The sequence below is a fragment of the Xanthomonas sp. AM6 genome (assembly GCF_025665335.1).
Lineage (GTDB): Bacteria > Pseudomonadota > Gammaproteobacteria > Xanthomonadales > Xanthomonadaceae > Xanthomonas_A.
Map to the genome: position 1 here is coordinate 4,532,749 of NZ_CP106869.1, position 26,335 is coordinate 4,559,083.

Genomic DNA, 26,335 nt, shown 5'->3' on the forward strand with positions numbered 1-26,335 from the left:
ATACCTTTGCTCTCACGTGAGAAGATAGATAAAATTCAGAACTAGGCCTGGAGACAAGCATCTTAATGAACTCAGTCTTTTCTATCGAGTATCGGCAGTACTCGGGGCTGCTTATAGTTTTCTCCGTCTTTCCGACAAGAAACTGAACTTCAAAGCCAGTAAAACAGACATACCCGCTAGAAGATGAAGGCTCTTTCGAACTAATCTCTCGAGAGTCGGCCCATTGGCAAAATACCAATAACAACACTAAGGCAATCAATGCATTTAACTTCTTCATCGCGATCTCCGGCACTCGTCAATATTCTATCCTGAGCGGCAGCTTCATTTCTAGCCTTATCGGATTTTCAATCATCCTAACATTATCTCCCACCGAATCACCTGGCCCTGGATTATCTTGATAGCCGAGCCATGCGTGGCCCAATTCATGTGCAATTGCTATTGGCAAGAGGACAGTCTGTAGGCCTGCAGTGGTTTTAACTTGCGGCATGTGACAGGGATCGATGAACACTGCTCTCTCGTGGCCTTGGCAAGACGGCAATGAACCCGCGGCTAGTGGGCAATAAAGGTTACGACCATCTTTTGAGGCTCTAATTTCGTACACATTCGATGATCGTTCCAACTCACCATTCATGAGCCTTGCAACTTTAGAGCCTGCATTTAGTTCGGCATAGGCGTTCATCAGCAGCCTTGCTACAGCAGGATCGTTTTCGACGACTTTTACAACCAGCCCAAACCTGTCCACGGCAGCTAGCGGCGTTCCTGCGCCGTATCCATAGGTACTCGTGCCACCACCGGGTCCTGTCGGATCACTCTGCGTGTAGCGACCAGCAGCATCATAATCCCGGAAATAGTTCTGTTTAAGCTCCGTCGCACCGTCGTAGCACTGCCCCGGGAAGCGCATGCCGAACACCAACGCCGTGCCATCGCGATCTGCATCCTGGTCCGGCGGCGAGTTGCCAAACGCCTCGCCCTTGATGTCCCACTTCCAGATCGCCACGTCGCGCACCGAGTCGATGACCGTGCGTGGTGTGCCGAGATGGTCCGGCTGCACGTAGTTCAAGGCGGTGCCAGACAGCGCGCCCACGGGCAGCTCGTCCAACCAGATCGCCTGCTGGAGCGCCTTGCCGGTGGTGTCCTAGTCGCCCAGCCAGTGCCCGGCTTCGTCGGATTGGCGCTGGTGCGCATGAGTGATCGGGTTGCCAAGCCCGGCTGCATGATTTAACGCTACGATTTAATTTTGTTCTTTGCCAAGCAGGCGTCAACGAGCATTTGTAGACAGAAATGCAGGCTCTATACCAATATAAAGTCTACTCTGGCCCCGGCATTCCGTAGAAATAAGCTTCCCTGCCGCCTTCTGGAATTCGGTTTTTTTGGAGGCCACTTGTAACCCCGGCAGTTTAGAACCTAGAAACACGCACTTTGAGAGAGTCGACATAAGGGTTGGACATACGATCAGTTGAACGCCGTTGCGGCGTCAGAAAAAACGCCGCACGAGTACTCATAGCGAGGCATTGCCTAACGCCCAAATAGTTACTTCTTTGAAACAAATGTCATCTTGAGGCTCTGGTAGGTTTCCCTATCTCGGTCATCGCCCTTCTCAGCAGCCAACTTACCCCAGCGCAATGCCTCTGGGCCGTTGTTATGCAGGACGCAATCCAAGTAGTAATCTCGCATCCCTCTTATTGCCGAGAGCTCTCCACCCTCAGCCTTTGTCCGACTGGAGGCGACATCAAAGGTTCGACAGCTTTCTTCTCCTGACACAGGGACCGCGCCCGCATTCTGATCTCCCTTGCCGCAAGAAGCCAAAAATACTAAGCATCCAAAAATCACAATTCTGCGCATCACGGCTTGGAACTCCTGTATTCGCCTGGATTGCTCACATCTCTAGGTCCGTGAATATCACCCTTATGCCCATACGGCGTAGCCATCGGGCCCTTAGGGGTATACCAAACAGATCTTGTCGGAGCATCAACCTCAGTCCCCCTGACTTTGGATAGGCCAGTCATAACATTGACCATACCAGGAACTTCAGGATCAGCGCCAGTATTGCACGCCTTAAGGATAACCGGCTCATAGTCCTTATATCCGGACTGCCTGAGAAGATCATTAAATCGAGACATCGAACGGGAATCATTGGCAAAATATCGAACTTTATTTGCGGTTCCAGCTCGAGTATCAGATAGGTGGGTCCAAGCGCCATGGGCGTATACAACGCAGTATCCAACCATATCCACGTCCGCCACGGCCCCTTTATAGATAGTCGCATCATCCTTATTTTGAGGGCCTACCAGGTACACTTTCGACAACCCCAATGGATCGATAAAGGCCATCGGCCCACCATCAACGTAGGCGTACGTGCTGCTGCCCCACTCAGCCCGATTAGATCGCTTTGCGAATACCGCCCAGTGCTCGTGTCATAGTCCCGGAAGTAGTTCTGGTTGAGCTCCGTCGCGCTGTCGTAGCGCTGACCCGGGAAGCGCATGCCGAACACGAACGCCGTGCCATCGCGATCCGCGTCCTGGTCCGGCGGCGAGTTGCCGAACGCCTCGCCCTTGATGTCGCACTTCCAGATCGCCACGTCGCGCACCGGGTCGATGACCGTCCGCGGCGTGCCAACGTAGTGCTGTAGCGCGCCCACCGGCGGGCCCTCTAGCTATTTATAAAATATCGTCATTTATGCCCCCTCCTTATCATCAAAACCCAAATAAATTTCACAGAAAAATATACCGCCATACAGATGCAAAAATACAGCGCCACCCTGATAAAACTGCCAAATATATTGAAGTAATAAGCTCCATACATGCCAATCAGCACAAGAAAAGAATCAATGCGCCATTTGCGGGACATAGCTATAGCGTCCTTTATTTTCGATACTCGACCCAGCCGCTGGTTTTATCGTTATTTCCTGTAGCGTCCGGACAAATATCCACCTTAGTATGAAGAACATCGCCGGCATGCACCGGATCTTTAGCTTGAGACAGAGCTTCACCGCAAACAAGCCCAACAGCGAATCCTCCCCAAAGACCAACACGGGCGGTCATGACTCCAACCGCTCCACAAATAAAAAAACTAACCCGTCCGTTCAGCGTATTGATGGCGTCGGCTTCGTCACGCGACAGTATTTTTTGAGAAGAATATCTCACCCCGAATTCAGGCGCGGGCTTTCTCTCTGGTCAAGCACCTGGAGCAGTCCAACTGCAATCTGAACCTGAATCGTCAGCTGGACCACAAACCAGCCCACCGTCAGGTCCAAGTATTTTCATATTTTAAAATAGCCGCCTACCTACTCTTATTAAAACCTTCGCGCTTGGCCCGGATCTCTGCCATCAAGGCGTGGAGTCGATCGGCATCCAACATGTCACCCTTCAACTCTTCCGTCGTAAGACATTCCACAGGAGTGCCCGGCTCTGTTGCCGTCAGGGCTGAACCAGATTCGTAATAGCTAAATACATCCTGAAAGTACCAAATGTCCCTATCCACATCATCATCAGAAAGATTAACCCCCAGGCAAACGTAAGCCCTTATCACCGGGAAGCGCATCTCCGGATCGAGGTAGGTAAGCCTGTAATAGATTTCCTCAACTTTCATGCAGCCACCTCATTGGCAGGCAAAAAATTCTTCATCAGCGCAGTTGCAATTAACTGTCCGCTGTGGTGACTTTATCGGATTACCACCGCGAATTGCCTTTATCTTCCAATCGATGGAGACATAGCAACCCTCCACTCGTGTCGGGCAACGTGCCCTGCAAATATCCATTTCCGCTGGCTTGCAGGAGTCCGTGCGGGGAAGTCCTTTGCTTTCACTGTAGGGCAAGGATTGCGCGGGAACGGGCATTACCGGGTCAACAGGAAGGGGGGCAGTTCTAGGTATCAGCCGCGGCAATACCGGACTGAAACGCGGAAACACCAGCGGAGCAAGTCCGTTTGGATCAGAGGAAGAAAGCGGGCTGCTTGAAACGTATGCGTAGGATGCAATACCACCGCCCAATCCAATCGGATCGCTCTGCGCATATCGCCCACCGCCCGCATCGTAGTCCCGGAAATAGTTCTGGTTAAGCTCCGTCGCACCGTCGTAGCGCTGACCCGGGAAGCGCATGCCGAACACGAACGCCGTGCCATCGCGATCTGCATCCTGGTCCGGCGGCGAGTTACCGAACGCCTCGCCCTTGATGTCCCACTTCCAGATCGCCACGTCGCGCACCGGGTCAATGACCGTCCGCGGCGTGCCGAGGTGGTCCGGCTGCACGTAGTTCAAGGCGGTGCCGGCCAGCACGCCGACTGGCAAGTCGTCGAGCCAGATGGCCTGCTGGAGCGCCTTGCCGTCGGTGTCGTAGTCGCCCAGCCAATGCCCAGCTTCATCGTAGACCGTGTAGGTGTTGGTCGTGCCCAGGAAGCGGCGCACCTGCTCGCCCCGGTCGTTGTAGCGATACTCCATCGCCAGCGTGCCGCCGCGCTTGGCCTGGCTCAGCCGCCCCGTCGCGTCGTAGGCGAACTCGCGCGCCGTGCCATCGATGGCCGTGGTGTTGCCCGCCGCATCGTAGCTGCGCGCGGCGCCGGCCACGCTCGCCAGGCGGTGGCTGTCGGTGGGGTAGCTGTAGATCTGGCTGCTGCCGTTGACTTGCGCACTGAGTCGGTTGCCGGTGGCGTCGTAGCTGTAACCGTCGATCACGGTGCCGGTCGGGCCGTCCTTGAACGCGGTCAACCGGTCCAGGTTGTCGTAGCCCAAGCTCACGACCGGAGCGGTGTTGCCCGGCGCCGTCAACGCGGTGAGGTTGCCGACCGGGTCGAAGCCGAAGCCGACGTTGAGGCCGTCGCTGCGGCTGTCCTGGATCGCCAGCGGACGGTAGTCCTGGTCCAGCACGCGCTGCAGCGGCCGGCCGTTGCCGTAGGACCAGCCGGCACTGGGGCCGAACGGATAGTAGGTGGTGCCGCCGAGCAGTTTCTGTCGCGTGCCACCGGCAGCGGTGACGCCGACTTCCGTCGCCTGGCCCAGCGCGTTGCGCACGTAGTCCACCATCGCGCCGTCCGGATAGGTCACCCGGCTCAGGCGCCCGCCCTTGGTGTAGGCATAGCGCACGGCGAAGGCCTTGCCGTTGGTGGTCTGCACCTTGCGCACCACGCGCCCGAAGCGGTCGTAGCAATACTGAGTCAGGCCGCTGCCGTCTTGCAGCTTGCTCAGGCGACCCAGCGCGAACGTTTCGCCGGCCGCGCAAACGGTCTGGTTCGCGTCGTAGGTGTAGGTCGCGATCAGCGCCTTGTCGGCGTAGGTCGCCTTGGCCAGACGGCCGAGCACGTCGTAGACGTAGTTGGTCTTGGTGCCGCGCGCGTCGGTCTGGGTGGCCATGTTACCGGCGCTGTTGTAGGTGTAGCTGGTCACACCGGTGTCGGGGCTGGTCAGCTTCAGCACGTCACCAAACCCGTTGTACTGGTAGCTCGTTGCCAAGCCCTTGGGGTCGGTGACCTTGGTGGTGCGGTCCAGGGCGTCGTATTCGAACTGGGTCTTCGCTGCAATGCCGCCGACGTCCTGCAGGGCCTGCTTGACCCGGTTCAGCGGGTCGTAGTCGTTCTGCGTTTTGCGCTTGAGGGCATCGGTCACCAGCTGGACGTTGCCGTTGCTGTCATAGGTGAAATCGGTGGGATCGGCCTCGGCCGTGGCCTGGGTGGCCAGCTGGCCGAGCTTGTTGTAGATCCGCGACAGTGTGTGCTTGAGCGCGCCCGAAGCGTCCTTGGTGTCTTCTTTGGCCCGGTTGCCGGAGGCGTCCAACGTGTAGTGGATGCTATTGCCGGCGCCATCGGTCACGTCGGTCAGGCGGTGCGCAGCGTCGTAGCCGTAGGTGACGAAGCTGCCGTCGGGGTCGGTGACCTTGCTGACGCTGCCCACCTCATCGTAGGCGATGAGCGTAGCCTGATCCTGGTCCGACGGCGTGCCGTCGGCGTTCGCGCGCAGCGTGCTCGAGGCCGCCCAACCGCGCGGCGTGTAGGTGAGGTCGCGGATCAGGCCATTGGCGTCCTGGGTGCGCGTCGGACGGCCGTTGCGGTCGTAGGCCACGTAGGTCGTGGCCCGGCCCAGCGCGTCGACCACCTGATACAGATCCCCGGCGCGATGGCAGGCGCCGCCGACGCTGGCGCAGCCGGATTCGTCGGCAGTGAGGTAGTAACGGTAGGTGGTGATGTCGGCCACGTCGGTGCGCGGACCGTCCTGGCTCAACACCAGGCCGATCTGCGGGCACTGCGTGCCATCGACGGTATCGCAGTAGCTGGTGAGCCACTGGCGCACGCCGGTAGGCGCGTTGGCCGCGCTCCCGCAGCTGTAGGTCATGGCGGCCGAGACCGCCGGATCGACCTCGCAGCGCGCCGTCTGCTGGCCGCGTGCGTTGTAGGCCCATGCCGTCTTGGCCGCCGTGGCGCCGGCGGCATCGAGCACGGTGCGGGTCAGCGGCACCCGCAGGCTGGTATTCCATGTGGTGTTGGTCGTGCGCTGCTGCGGGGTGCCCGAGGCATCGATCTGCTGGGTCAGCAGGCCGCCGGCCGCGTAGGTCGTCTTGGTGACCGTGCCCCTGAAGTCGGTCGTCGAAGCCGGATAGCCATTGGCATCGTAGGTCAGCGACTTCCATGGCTGGTTGCATTGTTCACCGCACGCGACGCCGGCACCGGTCGGCTTCAGAGATCCATAGCCGCTGTCGGTGTAGCCCAAGTAGACCCGCGTCCCCAGTGGCGAGGTGATGGTAGCTGGAATGCCCCAGTTGGAGGTCGATGCGGCGTATTCGACCGTCACGGCGTCGACGTTGCCGGCGAAGCTTGAGGAGATCGCCTTGCCGTTGCTGGCGTAGCCGGTGCTCTCGAAGCGAACGCCCTTTTCGTCGATGACGCCGGTCAGTGCCGTGGGCAGGTTGGCCTTGGAGGTGAGCGTTTGCTCGTTGTAGACGTATTGGCGGGTCTTGCCATCCGGATATTGAACGGATGTCAGGTTGCCGGTGGTGTCGTAGCCATAGGTCAGCGTGCCGCCGTCGGGCAAAGTGACCGTGCTCAGGCGGCTATTGCTGTCGTAAGCGAAGCCCAGCGAGCGGCCACCCGCGTCGGTCACCCGCTGCAGTAGGTTGGGTGGGGTCTTGGTGCCGGGCACCGTCGGCGGATCGCTGTACTCCAGGGTCAGCACCGTCTGGCCCATGCGGTCGAAAACCGAGCGCAGCAGGCCAGCAGTGTCGTAGATCTCCGTCTGCTGCGTGGCCCTGACCTCCAGTGCGAAGCCCAGCAGCAGTCCGGCACCATCCCGGCGCTCGGTCAGGATGTCGGGCACGTCCGGGTCCGTCGTCCACACCCCGTTGCTCAGGCGGAACCGCTCAACGCCGCCGTCCGGACGCCGGGCCTCGACTCGGCTGCCGCCATTGGTGACGCCGGACAACATAACGTCCAGCGTGCGCTCAAACGAATGGCGCCACTGCTTGCCCAGCGCGACCGAGGTGACGAAGGTCTTGCTGTTGTAGAAGCGGCGAAGGGTCAGCCAGGTCGGCGAGTCGTAATCGGTGTCCTGGCGGAACATGTTGCCGGTGGCGGTATTGATCGGGTCGCCTTCGAAGGAACTGCCCCGATGCACGCCACCCTGCTTCAGCGCTGCGTCGCCGCTGCTGCCATGCGGACCCGTGTTGTCGCCCCTCTGACCCAAGCCGCCGGTGCACATCGTGTTACAGCTGCCGGTGTTCTTCGCTGGCGCGCCTTGGCCGGCGATGTTGTCGTTCGCGAACACCCTCCCCCACTCGCGCCCGTTGGAATAAACGTAGGCAACAGTAAAACCGTCGCTGTAGGAATCGGTAATGACAGGCGGGTCGACACAACCTCCTGAACCGGTTTCGCACAGCCGCATAATTCCGTCATGGATGAACTGCACCGCTTGACCAACCGTCGGAAAGGCGGCTGATCCGCTCGGGGAGCTGGCCGAATAGGGAGGCCCGTATTGCCGCTGCGGCGCCGCTTGGCTCAGCGGCGAAACCAGCATCCCGGCGAGCAACAACAGGCAGGCCACGCCGATACGGCGGGAGAGACGAACGTGGGGGTTCGACACAGCGTCATCCTTGAGCTTGGATAGAGTTGTAGGTGGTGACCGCGGTGCGCGGGAATTGCCCGGCACCAACAAATCGTATCGCTCCTTTGTTGCAAATTCTGAGACGGCTAGAACATTCTTGTGGGAGGTAGCTTGATTCGCCATCGGCCAACAAGCTGTGGGGCACGCGTCAGCCACCGCCCCCTCTAGCCATGTCCACCACCTTGCCAAGCCCATAGGCGATCGAGGCACGGGGACCGGAAACTCGACGATCGAGCGCGGGGTGCTTCTGCCAAATCGTAACTTGCCATCACTCGGGTCGATGCCTGCGTCCATCGTTCGTGTCGCGCGCGAACGATGGGCGCGTGGCGATAAAGCCACAGGGCAACTCCTGCTTCCGGCGGGCAATCGGACTCGTATCCGACCAGCACCGACACACAATCGATCAGTCGGCGCGCTGGCTCAGCATCCGCTGGTGCCCAGCGTAGGCGCGATCACCAGCGCGCCATCGACGATGGCGATGTGCGGCTTGCTGCCCGGCGCGAATCCCAGTTCCGCCAGCCATTGGCCGCTCAGCCGCAGGATGGGAATGCGCCGGCTCTGCCGGCGGCCGTCCACCAGCACGTCCTGGCAGACATAGCCCACCGTGCATTGCGTAGGGCAGCGCGGAGTGTGGGAACGCTTGAGCCGCAGTTCGTCTTCCGTCGGAACCGGATTGAACAGCGTGGTGCGCGACAGGTTGCCAAGGGATAGCCCAATCATCGTTGAGGTGGCAGCAGCCGCGTCGAACGGGTTTGCTGGCTTGCGAGTGCGGCGACGGGGGACCGGAGTGCTAGCGGATGCGATTGCTTTGCGGGACATAGTGGATTCCTCGGTAGCAAAGGGAATCCGCCACGCCGAGACCAATCGAGGTGGCGGACGGTACGGGTTGGTCTACCGGACCGAGGACCGGCGGGGCCGAAGCCCCCCGCGTACCGCCCGCCATGAACTGGCGAGTACGCGCCTCACACGACGCCGGGCAACAAAAAAGCGCCGAGCATCGGACGATGGGCGCTGGTGCGCCTCGATAGCGGGAGACCAATCCCGGCTGCGTGACTTAACGCAGCGATTCAATCTTGCTCTTTGGCAATGTCCGTGTCAACGAGCTTTACAGACGGAATGAAAAATATACATTAATAAAAGTCTACTTTTCCCGGTCATTTTGCTCCTTGTGACGAGGCCGTGGCTTTCGCGGCTCAAACAAAGTGGGTTGTAAATCTAAAACACCGTCCCTTATCAACTGATCCACTGGCAACGCCGAGATCACTTCATAAAGGATGTCATATTCTTTGTCTATTAGCTCAGCAACCAAGCCGAGCACTTCCTGGGCTAAAGAGTAGAATCTATCGATATCTACCGAGCCCGCACAGGCCACACGCCCCAGAGAAAACCCTATTTTATCGAATTCCTGCCGCCCGCCATCATCTTTCCTTACATCAACGTATGCCGCAGAAAGCTCAGCACTACCAACCGAATGAGCATAACTTCCATTTCTCAAATCAATAATATGGCTGTGTGTAGATCGACCTTGCCTAGACAAAGAGTTAAGAACAAACTCTCGATTCCACTTAACGACGCCATTCGTAAAGCACCGAGCGTAACGAATAATTGCGCTCGCCCAGCATGCCTCACTCAAAACTGCTGAATGGTTCGGGAAGTTCGGCCCTATCCTTATCTCGTCAAGCCACCGCATGACCAATTCTAGATCATGCTCCACGATCGCCAAGTCGGCCAATGGCTGTGCTTGTGGCCGATTAATGACATAGGATGTGACATCCACGATTCACCCCGCAGTAATTCTTCCAACGCGCTCAGCTATTTTCCCATGTTACTGAGATCTCACCCAGCAATTAATTTGGTTCTTTTAGACGCCCAGACCATCTTAAATACACCAGCAGATAGGGATCTGGAATGTCGAGAATTTGCGTCTGCTCATCCCAGTCAAGCACACGCTCATTCGGAAACTTCTGTTCAGCTAGTCGTGCCATATGTAGACATGTCCCGATTACACTAGACCCGACGGGAGCATCAACGACGCATATTTTCTGGGTACGCTCCAGCAGTTCCTGATAAGGAAAAGAAAGGCCAGGGGGGTCCGAAGCGACGGCTTTTAACACACAACGATAAACATCACCATTAGTATCATCAGTGAATTGGTACATTTTTCGTTCGATCCCGCGCGTTTTAGGCCCGGAGTCAAGAACATCGACTAACGACCTAAAGCTTGCCGTAGTGCTAACCTGCTCAAATATCTTAGAAAAATGTGCTTCTGTGAGTGGATATGCTTGTAGACTCTCTAGCGCCCCCCTGACATCTAAGACAAAGCAAGCTTGTAAGCATATTTGTTGCATAAGCTGCGGCGAACCAGCAGCCTCAGTGGCGAGCCTTTTTAGATCAGGCAAGCCGATTTCCACATTTAACCGATTAAAACCTTCAGTCCCAATTCTAACCAAGTCATCCAAATCCCAGTAGTTGAGATCGAAGCTGCTAACTCGTCCACGCAGTTCCGGATTAGCACGGAGAATGTCATCGCCACGGTGCAGGACAGCAGCGGTACATATTTTTATTTTGAGTCTAACTGCTTCTTTAAGAGCTTTTGCCGCCTCTGCTTGGACGTCGCGCGGCATATAGTGGAAATCATCAACCAATAGAACGTAGTCGCTGTTGGAAATCTCTCTTTCCACTTGAGCTAGGCCAGCCCGCGATGAGAGTGACACAGTCGAGGAAGAAGTAGATGCCTTCGCACCACCTTCTGCTCCAGCTTCTCCGCCGCCAAAACCCAAGATATTCGCTTTCGCCTTAGCGGAGATGCCTACAGAAGTCTCTCTACCTCCTCCCTTGGAAAGGGAAACACTATTTGGCACCCCCATCCAATTAAGAACTTTATCCCATATATCGTCTGCTGACTTAATGCCAACGCCAGACACGGCTATTAAATTATCTTTTCCAACAACCTTTCTACCAGCACTGTCTTGCCAGACTTCGATGGTCCTGCAAGGGAAACTAATTGCCCGGGCGTTTCCAGAGCATCGCGAAGAGAAGTTTCAAGTTGTTGATCACCTCTTTCCACATACGTGTAGGCTGGAAAAGCGCCAGGAGTGAACACTTCAACCGCCCTAAGGTTCATTAGATCACCCACACTTCGAATACCCACAATTCAAACAAGTCGCACACCCGTCCATGATCACCAGGGCCTTGGTGTTGCACTTGTGGCACATCGTGGCCGACGGCGGGAAACTCGCGCCGTCGCCGGTGACGGCGATGTCTTCTTCGTGGTCGGCGGTGGAGTTGGCGACAACCGTCCCTTCGTCCGCCCTTCGGGCACCTTCTCCCGCAGGAGAAGGCGCGGCCGGCTTCACTTCACTGTTTTTTTTTGAGCGGTCTTCGTACTGCTTGCGCTTTTCGGCGATCAGTGCGCGCTGGTGGTCGCTCATCTCCGGGTCGTGCAGCAGGCCGATGGACTTCATGTGCTCTTCGACGATGCTGCCCAGTTCGGCCACCAGCGAGGGCATGTACACGCCGCCGGCCTTGAAGTAGCCGCCCTTGGGGTCGAACACGGCCTTCATCTCGTCGACCAGGAAGGTGACGTCGCCGCCCTTGCGGAACACGGCGGACATGATGCGGGTCAGCGCCACGATCCACTGGAAGTGTTCCATGGACTTGGAGTTGACGAAGATCTCGAACGGGCGGCGCAGTTCGTGCTCGGTGCCGGCGTTGAGCACGATGTCGTTGAGGGTCACGTACATGGCGTGTTCCACCAACGGCGATTTGATCTTGTAGGTGCTGCCGATCAGCACGTCGGGGCGCTCGATGCGCTCGTGCATGTGGATGATGTTGTCCGCCGGCGCTTCGGCCTCGGCGGTGGCGCGGTCGATCGACGCGGCGGGCACGGGCGGTGCGGCCTCGCGCGCCTTGTCTTCGGCGGTGACGACGGCGTAGCCCTTGATTTTCTTGTCGATCTTGACGGCCATGATGCGTTTCCTGATGTGCGTGTCGTAATGGGGCGCACGTCCCTCGCCCTGCCCCTCTCCCGCGAACGGGAGAGGGGATGCAGCGTGGGACGGCTTACTTCCTGGCGCGGGTGGCCGCGGCCTTCTTGCCGGCGCTCTTGCGCACGGCGGTCTTCTTCACCGCAGTGGCCTTCTTGGCGACCTTGGCGGTGCTCTTCTTGGCGGCCTTGGCGACCTTGCCGACGCTCTTCTTGGCGACGGCCTTGCGGGCGCCGGCGCTCTTCTTGGCCGGGGCCTTCTTGGCGGCTACCGACTTCTTGGCGACGGTCTTCTTCGCGGCGACCTTCTTGGCGGCCTTCTTCGGCGCGGCCTTCTTGGCCGGGGCCTTCTTCACTGCGGCCTTCTTGACGGCGGTCTTCTTGCCGACGGCCTTCTTGGTCGCGGTCTTCTTGGCGGCGGTCTTGCTCGCGGCCTTCTTGGCGGTCGCCTTCTTGGCCGTGGCCTTCTTCGCGGTCTTCTTGCCGGTCCTGCCCAGCGCGGCGGCTTCGGACTGGGCGTTGGCCTTGGCCGCTTCCAGCTTCTTGCGCGCGTTGGCGACGGTCTTCTTCACCGACTTGCCGGCCTTCTCGGCGCGCTTGGCGACGGCCTTCTCGGCCTGCTTGACCACCTTGCGGGTCTTGGCGACCTGGTCCTGCACGCGCTTTTGCACGTTCTCGGCGGTCTGCTTGACGCTGGCGACGGCGTCGCTGGCGGTGGCGGCGATCGCTTCGCCCACGCTGCTGGCGGTCTCTTTCACGTTTTCGGCGACCTGCGTCAGCGTCGCCGTCACACCATTACCGTTGCTCATAAAACCCTCCTCAGGGTGTCAGTGTTTATGTAACGCGGGCGATGCTATACCGATTGGAGCGAAGCGTGGAACCGGATGCGGCGGCAACCGACGCGCGGTGGGGAAGCGTTGGGGAAGCCGGCCTGCCGCCCTCCCCGTTCCCCGCCGCCGGCAGGCGCGCCGCGGCCGTCAGAACTTGCCGTAATACCCTTCCTTCAGCGCGTCGAACAGGTTGGCGGCGGTATGCATTTCGCCGTCGTATTCGATCTGCTCGTTGCCCTTCACTTCCACCACGCTGCCGTCTTCCAGTTCGAAGCGGTAGGTGGTGTTCTCCAGGTCCGTTTCCTTGACCAGCACGCCCTGGAAGGCGGCCGGGTTGAAGCGGAACGTGGTGCAGCCCTTCAACCCCTGCTGGTGGGCGTAGCGGTAGATGTCCTTGAACTGCTCGTAGGGGTAGTCGGTGGGGACGTTGGCGGTCTTGGAGATGGAGCTGTCCACCCACTTCTGCGCCGCGGCCTGCACGTCCACGTGTTCCTTGGGGTGGATGTCATCGGCGGAGATGAAGTAGTCCGGCAGCTGCGCGTCGGCGGCCTCGGCGAACGGCATCGCCTTGGGGTTGACCAGGTGGCGGTAGGCCAGCAGCTCGAAGGAGAACACGTCCACCTTCTCCTTGGACTTCTTGCCTTCGCGGATCACGTTGCGGCTGTAGTGGTGGGCGAAGCTGGGCTCGATGCCGTTGGAGGCGTTGTTGGCCAGGCTCAGCGAGATGGTGCCGGTGGGGGCGATGGAGCTGTGGTGGGTGAAGCGCGCGCCCACTTCGGCCAGTTCCTCCACCAGTTCCGGCGCCACGGCGGCGATGCGCTGCATGTAGCGGCTGTACTTGGCGTGCAGTACCCGGCCTTCGATCTTCTGGCCCACGCGCCAGCCGTCCTTCGCCATTTCCGGGCGCTGGCGCAGCATCGCGGCGGTGACCTCGAAGGTCTCCTGCATGATCGGCGCCGGGCCCTTTTCCTTGGCCAGGGTCAGCGCGGTTTCCCAGCCGGCCACGGCCATCTCGCGGGCGATGGCTTCGGTGAACTCGCACGAGGCCGGGCTGCCGTACTTCATCTGCAGCATGGTCATGGTCGAGCCCAGGCCGAGGAAGCCCATGCCGTGGCGACGCTTGCGCAGGATCTCGTCGCGCTGCTGCTGCAGCGGCAGGCCGTTGACCTCGACCACGTTGTCGAGCATGCGGGTGAACACGCGCACCACTTCCTTGTATTCCTCCCAGTCGAAGCGCGCCTGGGCGGTGAACGGGTCGCGCACGAAGTTGGTGAGGTTGATCGAGCCGAGCAGGCAGGCGCCGTACGGCGGCAGCGGCTGCTCGCCGCAGGGGTTGGTGGCGCGGATGTTCTCGCACCACCAGTTGTTGTTCATCTCGTTGACGCGGTCGATCAGGATGAAGCCCGGCTCGGCGTAGTCGTAGGTGGAGACCATGATCATGTCCCACAGGTGGCGGGCGCGGATCTGCCCGTACACCTTGCACGCGACCAGGCCGTCGTCGCGGACGATGTAGTTGCTGTGGGTGGGCCAGTCGCGCCAGACCACCTCGGCGCCGGCCAGGTCGATGTCGGCCTCTTCCTTGCGGTTGACCGGGAACACCAGCGGCCAGTCGGCGTCGTTCTCCACCGCCTGCATGAAGCCGTCGGTGATCAGCAGCGACAGGTTGAACTGGCGCAGGCGCCCGTCCTCGCGCTTGGCGCGGATGAAGTCCTTCACGTCCGGGTGCGACACGTCGAAGGTGCCCATCTGCGCGCCGCGGCGCCCGCCGGCCGAAGACACGGTGAAGCACATCTTGTCGAAGATATCCATGAACGACATCGGCCCGGAGGTGTAGGCGCCGGCGCCGGCCACGAACGCGCCGCGCGGGCGCAGCGTGCTGAATTCGTAGCCGATGCCGCAGCCGGCCTTGAGGGTCAGGCCGGCTTCGTGGACCTTCTCCAGGATGCCGTCCATCGAGTCGGTGATGGTGCCCGACACGGTGCAGTTGATGGTGCTGGTGGCCGGCTTGTGTTCCAGCGCGCCGGCGTTGGAGGTGATGCGCCCGGCCGGGATCGCGCCGCGGCGCAGCGCCCAGGCGAAGCGCTCGAACCAGTAGGCGCGCTTCTCCTCGGTGACCTCGGCATCGGCCAGTGCGCGCGCCACACGCTGGTAGGTGCCGTCGATGTCGGCATCCAGCGGCTCGCCCTGCTTGGTCTTCAGGCGGTACTTCTTGTCCCAGATATCCTGCGACGCGGGCTGCATCGGGATGGGGTTCTGCTTGGACTCGGTCTGGACGACTTCCAGGCGCACCGTGCTCATTCTTTTCTGTTCTCCTCGAACCTGTCCCGATGGGGCGGAAGGGGATGGTCCCTCCGCCGTGTCTCTTATGTGTATCGCGCTGGCGCTGCACGACGACGACAGCCGCGGCAGCGCGCGCGGCGCCGCCCATCGGCCGAATGGGAATGTGCGGGGCCTTGCCCGGCCCGTCTCACGTTCGCGCTCTGCGTCACTGCCTGCGCCCCCTGGGCATGGACCCAGCGAAAACCCCAGTAGTTGGGTTGCCTGACCGCCTCACCGCTACATGTAGTGGCAAAACAAGGTGCCCACGCTAACCCTGGGCCGGCCGGCTGTCAACGTCGGAACCGGGGTCGGGCGGCGTTGCCGCACACTGCCGCGAGGTTCGCCGGCGCCGCCCTTTCACCGGCGGTTAAACGCCGCCCGTTCATCTTGATTTACGCGCCCTGGCGCCCATCTGCCCTGCGTCCCTCGCCGCGTCATCCGGAACCCGACCCATGCGACCGCTGCCCACGCTGCTGACCCTGACCGCCGCCGCTGCCTTCGGCGGTTTCGCCGCCACCGCGATCAACGCGCATCTGGACAACCGCGCCGAGGCGGCGCCGGCGCCCGCCGCGCCGGTGGCGCAGACCCTGGCCGGCAGCGCGGCCTTGCCGGCCTCGGTGGCCGGGCAGCCGCTGCCGTCGCTGGCGCCGATGCTGCAGCAGACCATGCCGGCGGTGGTCAGCATCAACACCAAGCAGGTGGTGCGGGTGCGCAACCCGTACTTCAACGATCCGTTCTTCCGCCGCCTGTTCCCGGACATCCCGCAGGAGCGCATCAACGAGTCGCTGGGGTCGGGGGTGATCATCGACGCCAAGAACGGCTACGTGCTGACCAACCACCACGTGGTGGAGAACGCCGACGACGTGCAGGTGACCCTGGCCGACGGGCGCAGCTTCAAGGCCGAGTTCATGGGCTCGGACGCGGACACCGACGTGGCGCTGATCCGGATCAAGGCCGACAAGCTCACCGAGATCCGCCTGGGCGACAGCAGCAAGCTGCGCGTGGGCGATTTCGTGGTGGCGATCGGCAACCCGTTCGGCTTCACCCAGACGGTGACCTCGGGCATCGTCTCGGCGATGGGCCGCAACGGCATCCGCGGCCTGGGCTACCAGAACTTCATCCAGACCGACGCTTCGATCAACCCGGGCAACTCCGGCGGCGCGCTGGTGGACCTGCACGGCGAACTCGTGGGCATCAACACCGCCAGCTTCAACCCGCAGGGCAGCATGGCCGGCAACATCGGCCTGGGCCTGGCGATCCCGTCGAACCTGGCGCGCGCGGTGGTCGATCAGTTGCTGAAGAACAACGGGGTGATGATCCGCGGCACCTTCGGCATCGAGACCCAGAACCTGACCATGCAGATGGCGCAGGGGCTGGGCCTGGACGCGGCGCGCGGGGCGCTGGTGACGCGGGTGCTGAGCGGTTCGTCCGCGGCGGCGGCCGGCCTGCAGCCGGGCGACGTGGTGGTCGGCGCCAACGGCGAGCGGCTGGACAGCGCCGAGGCGCTGCACAACTACGAAGGCCTGCAGCCGGTGGGCAGCACGGTGACGCTGGACGTGCGCCGCGACGGCAAGCCGCTGCAGATCAAGGCCACGCTGAAGGAGCAGCCGCGCGCGGTGGCCGGCGAATCGCTGGACCCGCGCCTGACCGGGGCGACCTTCACCGACCTGCCCGAGTCGTTGCGCCAGTCCGGCCTCAACGGCGTGCTGGTCGGCACCGTGGCGCGCGGCAGCCGTGCGGCGCGCAACGGCCTGGCCGGCGGCGACATCGTGGTGGCCGCCTCCACCGGCGAGTTCGCCGACCTGGCCAGCTACCGCGCCAACTTCGCGCGCAAGCCGGCGCAGCTGGTGCTGCGGGTGATCCGCAGCGGCGCGCAGGCCGACCTGTTGATGCAGTGAGGCGCGGCGGCGCTCACTTCAGGCGCGCGGCGTAGTCCTCGCGCACGTGCTGGTTGAGATAGGTGCTGAGGCCGCTGCCGGCCTCGGCCAGGCGCTGCATCTCGGCCACGTGGTAGGGCCCGGGGTGGCGCGCGTCGTAGCGATAGGTACTGCCGTCGACGAAGCGCAGCACGATCCAGTCCGGGCCGGTGTCGTAGGCGACCACGCCCGAGCCGCCGCCTTTCTTGCCGTAAGCACGCATTGCGTTCCTCCTCTGGCCGCGCGGCCGGACAGCGGCGACACTGTGGCTGCGCGCCAAGCCTAACAAGCCGTACACCGCGCCGATGGTATTGCTGTCGCCCGCGATCCGCGAAGCCTCTGCGCGCAGCGGGCGGTAGCCCCCAAATCCCTCAGGAGACACGCGATGAATACCAGCCCCACCAATACCGAAAACCTCAAGGACAACCTCAGCGAAGCCGGCTCGCACCTGAAGTCGGCCGCCAGCTACGCCGGCGAAGCGATCAAGGGCGCCGCCGGCGCGGCGGGCGAGGAGCTGAAGCTGGGCAAGGCCAACGTCAAGTCCGAGCTGTCCGACAGCGCGCTGTCCGGCCTGGCCGCGGCCGAGTTCGGCGGTGCCGCGGCGAAGGAGCAGGTCGATGTGCTGCTGGACAAGGGCCGCGACCTGGTCGACAGCGCCGCCGAGCTGATCCGCGAACGCCCGCTGGCCTCGTTCGGCGTGGCCTTCGCCACCGGCTGGATCATCGCCAAGCTGGCGCGCAGCAGCGACAAGTAAGCCCACGTGAGCGACGAGCAGGCCCGCGACGGCGCCACAGCGTCCGCGCCCGACCCGGCGGCGGCCGCACGGCCGTCGCTGGAGGAATCGTTCCGCGAATTCGGCAACGCCGGCCGCGAGGGCCTGGCCGCCACGCTGGAAGCCAGCCGCGCGCTGCGCCGGCTGGTGGTGGCGGACCTGGCGCTGGCGCGCGCGGCACTGGCGCGCGCGCTGGTATGGCTGACCATCGCCGTGTCGTTCGGCGCCTCGGCGTGGATGCTGCTGATGGGCGCGCTGATCGCGGTGCTGCAGCGGCTGGGCTGGTCGTGGCTGGCGTCGATCTCGGCGACCGCCGCGTTCAGCCTGGTGGTCACCGCGCTGGGCGCGTGGCAGGCCTTGCGCTATTTCGAGATGAGCAAGCTCGACGCCACCCGCCGCCAGCTGGCCAAGCTGGGGATCGGCGGCGACGACGATGACGACCATGCCGGCGGCGCAGCCGCGGACAGCGAGGCGCGCCGATGAAATTCGAACAACTGCAGCACCGCATCGCCCGCGCCGAGACCGTGCTGGAAGGGCGCCAGCAACAGGTGCAGGCGCAATGGACCACGTTGCAGCGGGTCTGGCGCGAAGGCTGGACGCCGCTGCGCATCGTGGTGGTCGGGCTGGGCGCCGGATTCCTGGTCGGGCGCGCCGAACCGGCGGCGGCGATCGGCAAGCTCGGCGGCGCGCGCTGGCTGCAGATGATCAGCGCGGTGTCCAGCCTGCTGACCGCGACCCGGGCCAGGGAGGCTTCCCACCACGCCGAACGCGCGGCGGACACGGCGCAGGACGCGGCGCAGGACGCGGCCGCCGCGGTCGATCCGGCGGCGGCGGCCGCTGGCGTGCCGCCGCGGCCGCCGGCACCGGCCCCGGTGGCGCCCGCGGCGCCGGACAACCAGGCGCCCCCGCGCGCGGCCGAAGCGGCCACCGAGCTGTCCGAACGCTGAGCGCGGTCGCGCGGCGCGGCGCGGCGGCGCCCCGCCGCCACGCGGTCTTCATACCGCGCAGGCCAGGATTCGGCCTACACTCCGCCTCCCTCTTTTTGCGCCGAACAGCGTGCGTCCGCAGGACGCGCGCCGGGGCCACGTACGCAGCGCAGGTCCGATGAGCACTCTCTCCGATTCCGTGGCCGACGCCGGCGACGTGGCACCGTCCCCCGAGGACGCCCTTCCGCCACCGCCGTCGCCGCGCCCGCGCGGACCGGTCTCGTTGGTGGTGCTGGCCACGCTGGCGGTGGGCTACACCCTGTGGGCGGCGCAGGAAGTGATCCTGCCGGTGCTGCTGGCCGCGTTCTTCGCGCTGGTCGGCAACCCGATCATCCGCGGGCTGCAGCGGCTGTACCTGCCGCGCTTCCTCGGCGCGCTGCTGGTGCTGCTGTCGGGCATGGCGGTGGCGACGACGCTGACCATGCAACTGGCCGGCCCGGCCGGCGAGTGGGTGCAGCAGGCGCCCGGGCAGATGCGCCACATCGCCACCCAGGTGCGCGACCTGACCAAGCCGATGCAGCAGGCCAACCAGGCCGCGGAGAATTTCGCGCGCGCCGCCGGCGGCGAGAGCGGGCGCCGCGTGCAGGTGATCCGCACGCAGATGGACGACCCGTACAAGGCGCTGGTGCGCACCCCGCGGCTGGCCGCCTCGGCGCTGGCGGTGGTGCTGCTGACGTTCTTCTTCATGGTGTTCGGCGAGAACCTGCAGCGGCATGCGATCGCGCTGCTGCCCAACCGCCAGCAGCAGAAGTTCACCACCGAGATCCTGCGCTCGATCGAGCGCGAGGTGTCGCGCTACGTGCTGACCATCAGCGTCATCAACACCCTGGTCGGGCTGATCTTCGCCGGCGTGCTGGTGCTGCTGAAGATCCCGCTGCAGGAAGCGCTGCTGTGGGGCACGGTGGTGGCGCTGCTCAACTTCGCCCCGTACGTGGGGCCGCTGATCGGCGCGATCCTGATGCTGCTGATGGGCTTCGTCGAATTCCGCGATCCGCTGAGCGCGGCGCTGCCGGCGATCGTGTACCTGGGCCTGCACATGCTCGAAGGCCAGGTGGTGACGCCGATCGTGCTCGGCCGGCGCATGGCGATCTCGCCGCTGATGCTGATCCTGGCGCTGATGCTGTTCGGCTGGCTGTGGGGCATGGTCGGGCTGCTGCTGGCGGTGCCGCTGCTGGTGTGCATCAAGATGGTGCTGGCGCGGGTGGAGGGCATGCAGCGCTGGGCCAGGTTGCTGGAATGAAGCCGGAACTCGGGACCCGGGGACTCGGAAAAGCAAGCGGCGCGGCGCCGGGGCCTGCGCGCGTGTCTACCCTGGGCGCCGGCCGCTGCGGCGGGTTGGCGTAAAATGGGCGCAGTGACCTCCTTGCCTTCCTTCCCCGTTCGCGCGATCACGCTGGACCTGGACGACACGCTGTGGCCGTTCGCGCCGATCGGCGCGCGCATCGAGCAGGTGCTGCACGACTGGCTGCTGCAGCACAGTCCGCGCACCGCCGAGCGGTTCCCGATCGCGGCGATGCGGCAGCTGCGCGATGAGGTGTTCGCCGCGCATCCGCACCTGGTCCACGACCTGAGCGAGATGCGGCGGCTGACCCTGCGCCGCGCGCTGCGCGACAGCGGCGCCGACGAGGCGCTGGCGGAGCCGGCGTTCGCGGTGTTCTACGCCGCGCGCAACCAGGTGGAGTGCTATCCGGACAGCATCGCCGCGCTGCAGCGGATCGCCGCGCGGGTGCCGGTGGCGGCGCTGAGCAACGGCAACGCCGACCTGGCCACGATCGGCCTGGCGCCGCATTTCGCATTCCAGCTCAGCGCGCGCGAGCACGGCGCGGCCAAGCCGGACCCGAGCATCTTCCACGCCGCCTGCGCGCGCCTGGGCGTGCCCTGCGCGCAGGTGCTGCACGTCGGCGACCACATCGAGATGGACGTGCTCGGCGCGATGCAGGCCGGCCTGCGCGGCTGCTGGATCAACCGCGACGCGCAGGCCTGGCATCCGTCCACGCCGCCGGACCTGCACTTCGCCACCCTCACCGGCCTGGCCGACTGGCTCGACGCCACCCAGCCGGCCGCCGGAGCGCGCGCTTGAACCGCGCCTGCGCGGCCGCCTGCGACCACTTCTTCGTCCCCACCGCGCCCACCGACGGCCGCGCCCGACCCACAAGGACCCGCTGATGTCCCTGCCTTCCGGCTTCACCGACGCCTCCACCCACGCGCTGCCGCTGCATGTGCTGGACCGCGAACGCCTGGCCGAATGGCGCGCCGCGCAGGCGCCGGCGTGGGTCGCGTGGCTGGACGCGCAGCAGTTCGTGGCCGCGCCCGGCACGGCGCTGCTGCTGCCGGGCGCCGACGGCGTGGCCGCGGCGGTGCTGGGCGTCGGCGACCGCGGCGATGCCTACGCCTACGCGCACGCGCCGCTGGCGCTGCCGGCCGGCAGCAGCTGGCGGCTGGCCAGCGACCTGAGCGAGGAAGAGCAGGCCGCGCTGCAGCTGGGCTGGGGCCTGGGCAGCTACCGTTACGCCCGCTACAAGCAGCCGACGCGCCAGCCGGCACGCCTGCTGGCCACGCCCAGCGCGGAAGTGCGCGACCTGCTGGAGGCCTGCGTGCGCGTGCGCGACTGGGTCAACACGCCGGCCGAGGACATGGGCCCGGAGCAGCTGGAAGCGCTCGCGCGCGAGCTTGCGCAGGCGCATGGCGCGCAGTGCGAGAGCATCGTCGGCGAGGAACTGCTGGCGCAGAACTTCCCGGCGATCCACGCGGTCGGCCGCGCCTCGCACCGCGCGCCGCGGCTGATCGTGCTGCGCTGGGGCGACGCGGCGCACCCGCACGTGGCGCTGGCCGGCAAGGGCGTGTGCTTCGACACCGGCGGCCTGGACCTGAAGCCGGCCGACGGCATGCGCCACATGAAGAAGGACATGGGCGGCGCGGCGCATGCGCTGGCGCTGGCCGGGCTGGTGATGGCGCAGCGGCTGCCGCTGCGGCTGACCGTGCTGATCGCGGCGGTGGAGAACGCGGTCGGCCCGGATGCGTTCCGCCCCGGCGACGTGATCGCCACCCGCCAGGGCATCAGCGTGGAAATCGACAATACCGATGCCGAAGGCCGGCTGGTGCTGTGCGACGCGCTGACCTACGCCAGCGAGCAGGCGCCGGACGCGATCCTGGATTTCGCCACGCTGACCGGCGCGGCACGCATCGCGCTGGGCCCGGACCTGCCGGCGCTGTTCTGCAACGACGACACGCTGGCGCAGGCCTGGATCGCCGCCGGCGAACGCAGCCGCGACCCGGTCTGGCGCATGCCGCTGTGGCGCCCGTACCTGCGCTACCTGACCAGTTCGATCGCCGACCTGGCCAACGCCGGCTCGCGCATGGCCGGCGCGGTGACCGCGGCGCTGTACCTGGAACGCTTCGTGCCCGCACGGCAGGCCTGGGCGCACCTGGACGTGTACGCCTGGAACGACAGCGACCGCCCCGGCCGCCCCGCCGGCGGCGAAGCGCTGGCGCTGCGCTCGGCGTACGCGATGCTGAAGGCGCGTTACGCGGGGTGAGGCCTGGTGGGTGGCGTGTTGGAGGCGTGGCCGAGGTGGCTGCGGGCGCCTTCCTGTAGGAGCGGCTTCAGCCGCGACAGACAACCTACACCGCCGTGGTTCCCGGTATTGCTCGTCGCGGCTGAAGCCGCTCCTACAGAGGGCCTGCAGCCTGCTCGCTGGGTGCACTGTAGGAGGGACTTCAGTCCCGACGCTACGGGTGCCGCAGCTCCATCGCTTCGTTCGTCGCGGCTGAAGCCGCTCCTACAAGGAGCCTGCAGTCTGCCTGCTGGGTGCACTGTGGGAGGGACTTCAGTCCCGACTGCTCTAATGCATCTGCCACACGAAGACCGAAGCTGTGGCGGTCGGCTCCGCTCGTCGCGGCTGAAGCCGCTCCCACAAGGGGCCTGCGGCCTGCTCGCTGGGTGCACTGTGGGAGGGACTTCAGTCCCGACACGCTACGGGAGCCGCAGCTCCATCGCTTCGTTCGTCGCGGCTGAAGCCGCTCCTGCGGGGAGCCGTTGCGCGGCAGGCATTCGCCACGCGCAGGTGTGCCGTGCTGGCTCAGCCTTCCCCGCGCAGCAGCGGGGCGATCTGGCGCATGCGGGTCTGGGTGGCCGGGCCGACCAGGGCGAAGGCGGTGCCGCCTTCGGACCAGTACTGGGCCAGCAGGCGGCCGTCGCGGCGTTCGCCGTCGCGCAGGCGGGCGCTGCCCGGGCGCAGGTACAGGCCGATGCGCGCGCCGGCGGCGTCCTGGTAGACCAGCATCGCGGCCGCGCCCTCGGGCGTGGACAGCAGGCGCCCGCCGCGCAGCGCGAAGCCCTGCGCCTGCAGGTCCGGCACCGCGCCGGCGTCGCCGAAATGGGTGCGCAGCCAGCCCTGCAAGGCCACCCGCCGCGCCGGGTCGAATTCCAGCGGCTGCTCGCCGTCGGCGAACAGGCGGTAGGCGGCCACCGCGTCGGCCATCGGCAGGCGTTCGCCGCCCAGGCGGCTGTCGCGCAGCTGCCAGCCCAGGCCGATCCCCAGGCCCAGCGTCAGCACGCAACTGGCGGCCATCGCCGACAGCGTGCGGCGGCGCTGGCGCACGCGGCGGCGCAGGGCCGAGGCGCTCAGGGCGGGATTGGCCGGCATCGCTTCGGCGCCGGCCCAGGCCGCGCGCAGCGCGTCGGCGTCCTGCTTCCAGCCGGCCACGCGCGCGGCCTGCGCGGGATGGGCCTGCAGCCAGGCGGCGACCTGGGCGCGGCGCGCGGGGTCCAGGCGGCCATCGACATAGGCGTGCAGGGTTTCGTCGTCGGGGCGCAGGTCGGTCATTTGAGCACTCGCAAGACAGGGCCGGCGCCGCTGCGGCCTTCGCCGATCTGGCGCAGTTTCTCGCGGGCGCGCGACAGCCGCGACATCACCGTGCCGATCGGCAGGCCCAGCGCGGCGGCGGCGTCGCGGTAGCTGAATCCCTCGACGCTGACCAGCAACAGCAAGGCGCGCTGTTCGGCCGGCAGCTGCGCGAAGGCGGCCAGCATCGCGCGGCCGTCGTGCACCTGTTCGGCCGACGGCGCCTGGGTCGGCTGCTGCGGCGCGAACAGCGCCAGCACGCGCTGCCAGCGCTGCGCCCGCCGGCGCGTATCGACGAACTGCCGGTACACGATCGCGAACAGCCACGGCTGCAGCGCATCGGCGTCGCGGCGGGTGGACCAGCGCCGCAACGCGCGCTCCAGCGCCGCCTGCACCAGGTCGTCGGCGCTGGCCGCATCGCCGCTCAGCGATTGGGCGAAACGCCGCAGCCGCGGCATCAGCGCACGCAGGGAGTCGTCGTCGAGGTCATGCATGGCTGGGTTCGCGCGGCAGGGTCGGGAGGGCGGTCACGGGTAGGACGCACGGCGAGGCGGATTATTCCCGGGGGCGGGTTAGCCGATTGTCGGGATCGGCCGGTCGGCGCGATCGCACCACGTGCGCGCCGGCCGGACACGCTGCCGGCGACGGCGCGTTCCCACAGGCAACGCACAAAAAACACCGGCGCCGGGAATAGAACGCGGCGCCGCACGTCTCACTGCCGATCGCCGCCGCCACAGGAGTTCCCCCATGTCCCATCCCGATCCCACTTTGCCGCCGCCACGCGCCCGGCCCTGGCTGCCGCTGGCGGCCATCGCCGCGATCGCCGCCGCGCTCGCCGCCGCCTTCGCCTGGAGCGCCGGCTGGCTGGGCGGGCCGCAGCGCTTGACCGCGCAGCGCATGACCGACGCCATCGAGGCCGGCGGTCCGCCGCATCCGGGCTTCCGCCGCGCGCACAGCAAGGGCATGTGCGTGAGCGGGCATTTCGAAGGCAACGGCCAGGCCAGCGCGCTGTCCTCGGCGCGGGTGTTCGCCCAGGCCTCGGTGCCGGTGCTGGGACGGATGTCGATCGGCGGCGGCGACCCGCACGGCGCCGACGCCAGCGCGCGGGTGCGCAGCATGGCGCTGCTGCTGCGCAGCGACGACGGCCAGCAGTGGCGCACGGCGATGAACAGTTTCCCGTTCTTCGTGGTGGCCACGCCGGAAGGCTTCATGGCGCAGACCCTGGCCGCGCAGCCGGACCCGGCCACCGGCAAGCCGGACCCGGCGAAGATGGCCGCGTTCCTGCAGCGCTATCCGGAAGCCAAGAAATTCCAGCAGTGGGCCAAGACCGCGCCGTGGTCGGACAGCTGGGCCAACACCCAGTACAACGGGGTCAACGCGTTCCGCTTCACCGCCGCCGATGGCAGCAGCCATTTCGTGCGCTGGTCGATGCGGCCGCAGACCGCGTTCAAGGAATTGTCCGCGGCGCAGCGTGCGCAGGCCGACGCCGATTTCCTCGGCGAGGACCTGCAGGCGCGGCTGGCCCGCGGTCCGCTGCGCTGGGACCTGGTGCTGACCGTCGCCGCGCCCGGGGACCCGGTGAACGATCCGTCGCAACCCTGGCCGCAGGACCGGCGGCAGGTGGTCGCCGGCACCCTGGTGCTCGATCACGCCGAGCCGCAGGCCACTGGCCCGTGCCGCGACCTCAACTACGATCCGCTGATCCTGCCGCGCGGCATCGCCGGCTCCGACGATCCGATCCTGGCCGCGCGCTCGGCGGTGTATTCGCATTCGTTCAACCGCCGCGAGCGCGAGATCGGCCGCGGCCAGGCGCCCGAGGCCACCGGCCAGGCGCAGGGAGGTGCGCGATGAGCCGCGCGAACCGGACCGGCCACTTCAACGCCACCGCGCGCGTGCTGCACTGGCTGATGGCGGCGATGATCCTGACCATGCTGTTCGTCGGCGTGGGCATGGTCGCCTCGGTGTCGCAGCGGCCGTGGCTGCTCGACCTCCACCGTCCGCTGGGCATCGCGATCTTGCTGCTGGCGATCGTGCGCCTGGGCAACCGCCTGCGCCACCGGCCGCCGCCGCTGCCGGCGGACCTGCCGGCCTGGCAGAAGGTGGCGGCGCACGCCTCGCACTGGTTGCTGTACGCGCTGATGCTGGCGATGCCGCTGCTCGGCTGGTCGCTGCTGTCGGCCGGCGGCTATCCGATCGTGCTGTGGCCGGGCATGCAGCTGCCGCCGATCGCGCCGCACGATCCGGCACTGTACGCGTGGCTGCGCAGCGCGCATGGCTGGCTGGCGTACCTGCTGTTCGCCACGGTGCTGGGGCATCTGTGCGCGGCGCTGTTCCATGCCTGGGTGCGGCGCGACGGGGTGTTTTCGAGCATGGCGCGGGGTGGCGGGGCGCCGGTGATGGTGGTCGAGCAGGCGCCGCGGCGGGAGGAGGCTTAGCCGCTCTGTTCTTCTTCGTCTGGGGCGCTTGCGAGCCGCTTTGGTGGGCTGTCGGTCGCGATGGGGGTTATCGGTAATGCCTGTCGCGACTGAAGTCGCTCCTACAAGAAAAGCGGCGGCGTGCTGGCCCGGTGCTTTCGTAGGAGGGGCTTCCGCCCCGACAGATGCC

The 26,335-nt window shown here is 65.1% G+C and carries 22 protein-coding genes and 1 pseudogene; 9 read left to right on the forward strand and 14 right to left on the reverse strand.

All coding sequences use genetic code 11. From position 1 onward, the window contains the following. Positions 1-295 precede the first annotated feature (295 nt). The 11 genes and pseudogenes from OCJ37_RS19420 to OCJ37_RS19470 form a co-directional block, all read right to left on the reverse strand. Positions 296-1,165: pseudogene (locus tag OCJ37_RS19420) on the reverse strand (RHS repeat-associated core domain-containing protein); the annotation flags it as partial. Between the two features lie 1,119 nt (positions 1,166-2,284). Next, positions 2,285-2,638 (reverse strand): RHS repeat-associated core domain-containing protein, encoded by a 354-nt coding sequence (locus OCJ37_RS19425; protein WP_317633199.1) that lies wholly within the window; start codon positions 2,636-2,638, stop codon positions 2,285-2,287. Between the two features lie 223 nt (positions 2,639-2,861). After that, positions 2,862-3,143 (reverse strand): hypothetical protein, encoded by a 282-nt coding sequence (locus OCJ37_RS19430; RefSeq protein ID WP_263111324.1) that lies wholly within the window; start codon positions 3,141-3,143, stop codon positions 2,862-2,864. A gap of 136 nt (positions 3,144-3,279) precedes the next feature. Beyond that, the gene (locus OCJ37_RS19435) at positions 3,280-3,588 is read right to left on the reverse strand and encodes a hypothetical protein (protein WP_263111325.1); all 309 of its coding nucleotides are present in this window, start codon (positions 3,586-3,588) and stop codon (positions 3,280-3,282) included. Positions 3,589-3,597: 9 nt separating this feature from the next. Next, positions 3,598-8,058, reverse strand: coding sequence for an RHS repeat-associated core domain-containing protein (locus OCJ37_RS19440; protein WP_263111326.1), 4,461 nt, complete (start codon positions 8,056-8,058; stop codon positions 3,598-3,600). A 441-nt stretch (positions 8,059-8,499) separates the two neighbouring features. Next, entirely contained in the window at positions 8,500-8,898 is a 399-nt protein-coding gene (locus OCJ37_RS19445; protein ID WP_263111327.1) for a SymE family type I addiction module toxin, read from the reverse strand. 322 nt (positions 8,899-9,220) lie between these two features. Then, positions 9,221-9,856: a hypothetical protein gene (locus OCJ37_RS19450; RefSeq protein ID WP_263111328.1), complete on the reverse strand. Its 636-nt coding sequence runs from the start codon at positions 9,854-9,856 to the stop codon at positions 9,221-9,223. 70 nt (positions 9,857-9,926) lie between these two features. Beyond that, positions 9,927-11,003, reverse strand: a complete 1,077-nt coding sequence (locus tag OCJ37_RS19455; protein ID WP_263111329.1) for a hypothetical protein — start codon at positions 11,001-11,003, stop codon at positions 9,927-9,929. Positions 11,004-11,207: 204 nt separating this feature from the next. Then, positions 11,208-12,047: a TSCPD domain-containing protein gene (locus tag OCJ37_RS19460; RefSeq protein ID WP_263111330.1), complete on the reverse strand. Its 840-nt coding sequence runs from the start codon at positions 12,045-12,047 to the stop codon at positions 11,208-11,210. Positions 12,048-12,141: 94 nt separating this feature from the next. Continuing rightward, the gene (locus OCJ37_RS19465) at positions 12,142-12,873 is read right to left on the reverse strand and encodes a hypothetical protein (protein WP_263111331.1); all 732 of its coding nucleotides are present in this window, start codon (positions 12,871-12,873) and stop codon (positions 12,142-12,144) included. 168 nt (positions 12,874-13,041) lie between these two features. Beyond that, the gene (locus tag OCJ37_RS19470) at positions 13,042-15,192 is read right to left on the reverse strand and encodes an adenosylcobalamin-dependent ribonucleoside-diphosphate reductase (RefSeq protein ID WP_263111332.1); all 2,151 of its coding nucleotides are present in this window, start codon (positions 15,190-15,192) and stop codon (positions 13,042-13,044) included. Between the two features lie 473 nt (positions 15,193-15,665). Here OCJ37_RS19470 and OCJ37_RS19475 point away from each other — a divergent pair, with 473 nt between their 5' ends. Beyond that, the gene (locus OCJ37_RS19475; protein WP_263111333.1) at positions 15,666-17,111 is read left to right on the forward strand and encodes a Do family serine endopeptidase; all 1,446 of its coding nucleotides are present in this window, start codon (positions 15,666-15,668) and stop codon (positions 17,109-17,111) included. 13 nt (positions 17,112-17,124) lie between these two features. On the opposite strand, the gene OCJ37_RS19480 is transcribed toward OCJ37_RS19475, so the two are convergent. Continuing rightward, a complete protein-coding gene (locus OCJ37_RS19480; RefSeq protein WP_263111334.1) occupies positions 17,125-17,352 on the reverse strand; it encodes a hypothetical protein in 228 nt (75 codons plus the stop codon). A gap of 162 nt (positions 17,353-17,514) precedes the next feature. Between OCJ37_RS19480 and OCJ37_RS19485 the strand changes: the two genes are divergently transcribed. The 6 genes from OCJ37_RS19485 to OCJ37_RS19510 all read left to right on the forward strand — a co-directional run bounded on the left by OCJ37_RS19485 (position 17,515) and on the right by OCJ37_RS19510 (position 22,423). Beyond that, on the forward strand, positions 17,515-17,883 hold the full coding sequence (locus tag OCJ37_RS19485) for a hypothetical protein (RefSeq protein ID WP_263111335.1): 369 nt from the start codon (positions 17,515-17,517) through the stop codon (positions 17,881-17,883). 6 nt (positions 17,884-17,889) lie between these two features. Further along, on the forward strand, positions 17,890-18,384 hold the full coding sequence (locus OCJ37_RS19490; RefSeq protein ID WP_263111336.1) for a phage holin family protein: 495 nt from the start codon (positions 17,890-17,892) through the stop codon (positions 18,382-18,384). Continuing rightward, complete coding sequence (locus tag OCJ37_RS19495) at positions 18,381-18,848, forward strand: hypothetical protein (protein ID WP_263111337.1); 468 nt, start codon at positions 18,381-18,383, stop codon at positions 18,846-18,848. The genes OCJ37_RS19490 and OCJ37_RS19495 overlap by 4 nt, the downstream gene beginning before the upstream one ends. Before the next feature lie 157 nt (positions 18,849-19,005). Next, positions 19,006-20,127, forward strand: coding sequence for an AI-2E family transporter (locus OCJ37_RS19500; protein ID WP_263111338.1), 1,122 nt, complete (start codon positions 19,006-19,008; stop codon positions 20,125-20,127). 123 nt (positions 20,128-20,250) lie between these two features. Beyond that, positions 20,251-20,967 carry an HAD family hydrolase gene (locus OCJ37_RS19505; protein WP_263113740.1) on the forward strand — a complete coding sequence of 239 codons (717 nt, stop codon included), beginning with the start codon at positions 20,251-20,253 and terminating at the stop codon, positions 20,965-20,967. Between the two features lie 85 nt (positions 20,968-21,052). Continuing rightward, positions 21,053-22,423, forward strand: a complete 1,371-nt coding sequence (locus tag OCJ37_RS19510; protein ID WP_263111339.1) for a leucyl aminopeptidase family protein — start codon at positions 21,053-21,055, stop codon at positions 22,421-22,423. A gap of 543 nt (positions 22,424-22,966) precedes the next feature. Here the strand turns inward: OCJ37_RS19510 and OCJ37_RS19515 are convergent. Together OCJ37_RS19515 and OCJ37_RS19520 are read right to left on the reverse strand one after the other, a co-directional pair. After that, the gene (locus OCJ37_RS19515; RefSeq protein WP_263111340.1) at positions 22,967-23,713 is read right to left on the reverse strand and encodes an anti-sigma factor family protein; all 747 of its coding nucleotides are present in this window, start codon (positions 23,711-23,713) and stop codon (positions 22,967-22,969) included. Next, positions 23,710-24,225, reverse strand: a complete 516-nt coding sequence (locus tag OCJ37_RS19520; RefSeq protein WP_263111341.1) for an RNA polymerase sigma factor — start codon at positions 24,223-24,225, stop codon at positions 23,710-23,712. Before OCJ37_RS19520 ends, OCJ37_RS19515 begins: the two co-directional genes overlap by 4 nt. Positions 24,226-24,478: 253 nt before the next feature. On the opposite strand from OCJ37_RS19520, the gene OCJ37_RS19525 reads away from it, so the two are divergent. Both OCJ37_RS19525 and OCJ37_RS19530 read left to right on the forward strand, forming a co-directional pair. After that, on the forward strand, positions 24,479-25,582 hold the full coding sequence (locus OCJ37_RS19525; protein WP_263111342.1) for a catalase family peroxidase: 1,104 nt from the start codon (positions 24,479-24,481) through the stop codon (positions 25,580-25,582). Continuing rightward, complete coding sequence (locus OCJ37_RS19530) at positions 25,579-26,166, forward strand: cytochrome b (RefSeq protein ID WP_263111343.1); 588 nt, start codon at positions 25,579-25,581, stop codon at positions 26,164-26,166. The genes OCJ37_RS19525 and OCJ37_RS19530 overlap by 4 nt, the downstream gene beginning before the upstream one ends. The last annotated feature ends 169 nt before the right edge of the window (positions 26,167-26,335 follow it).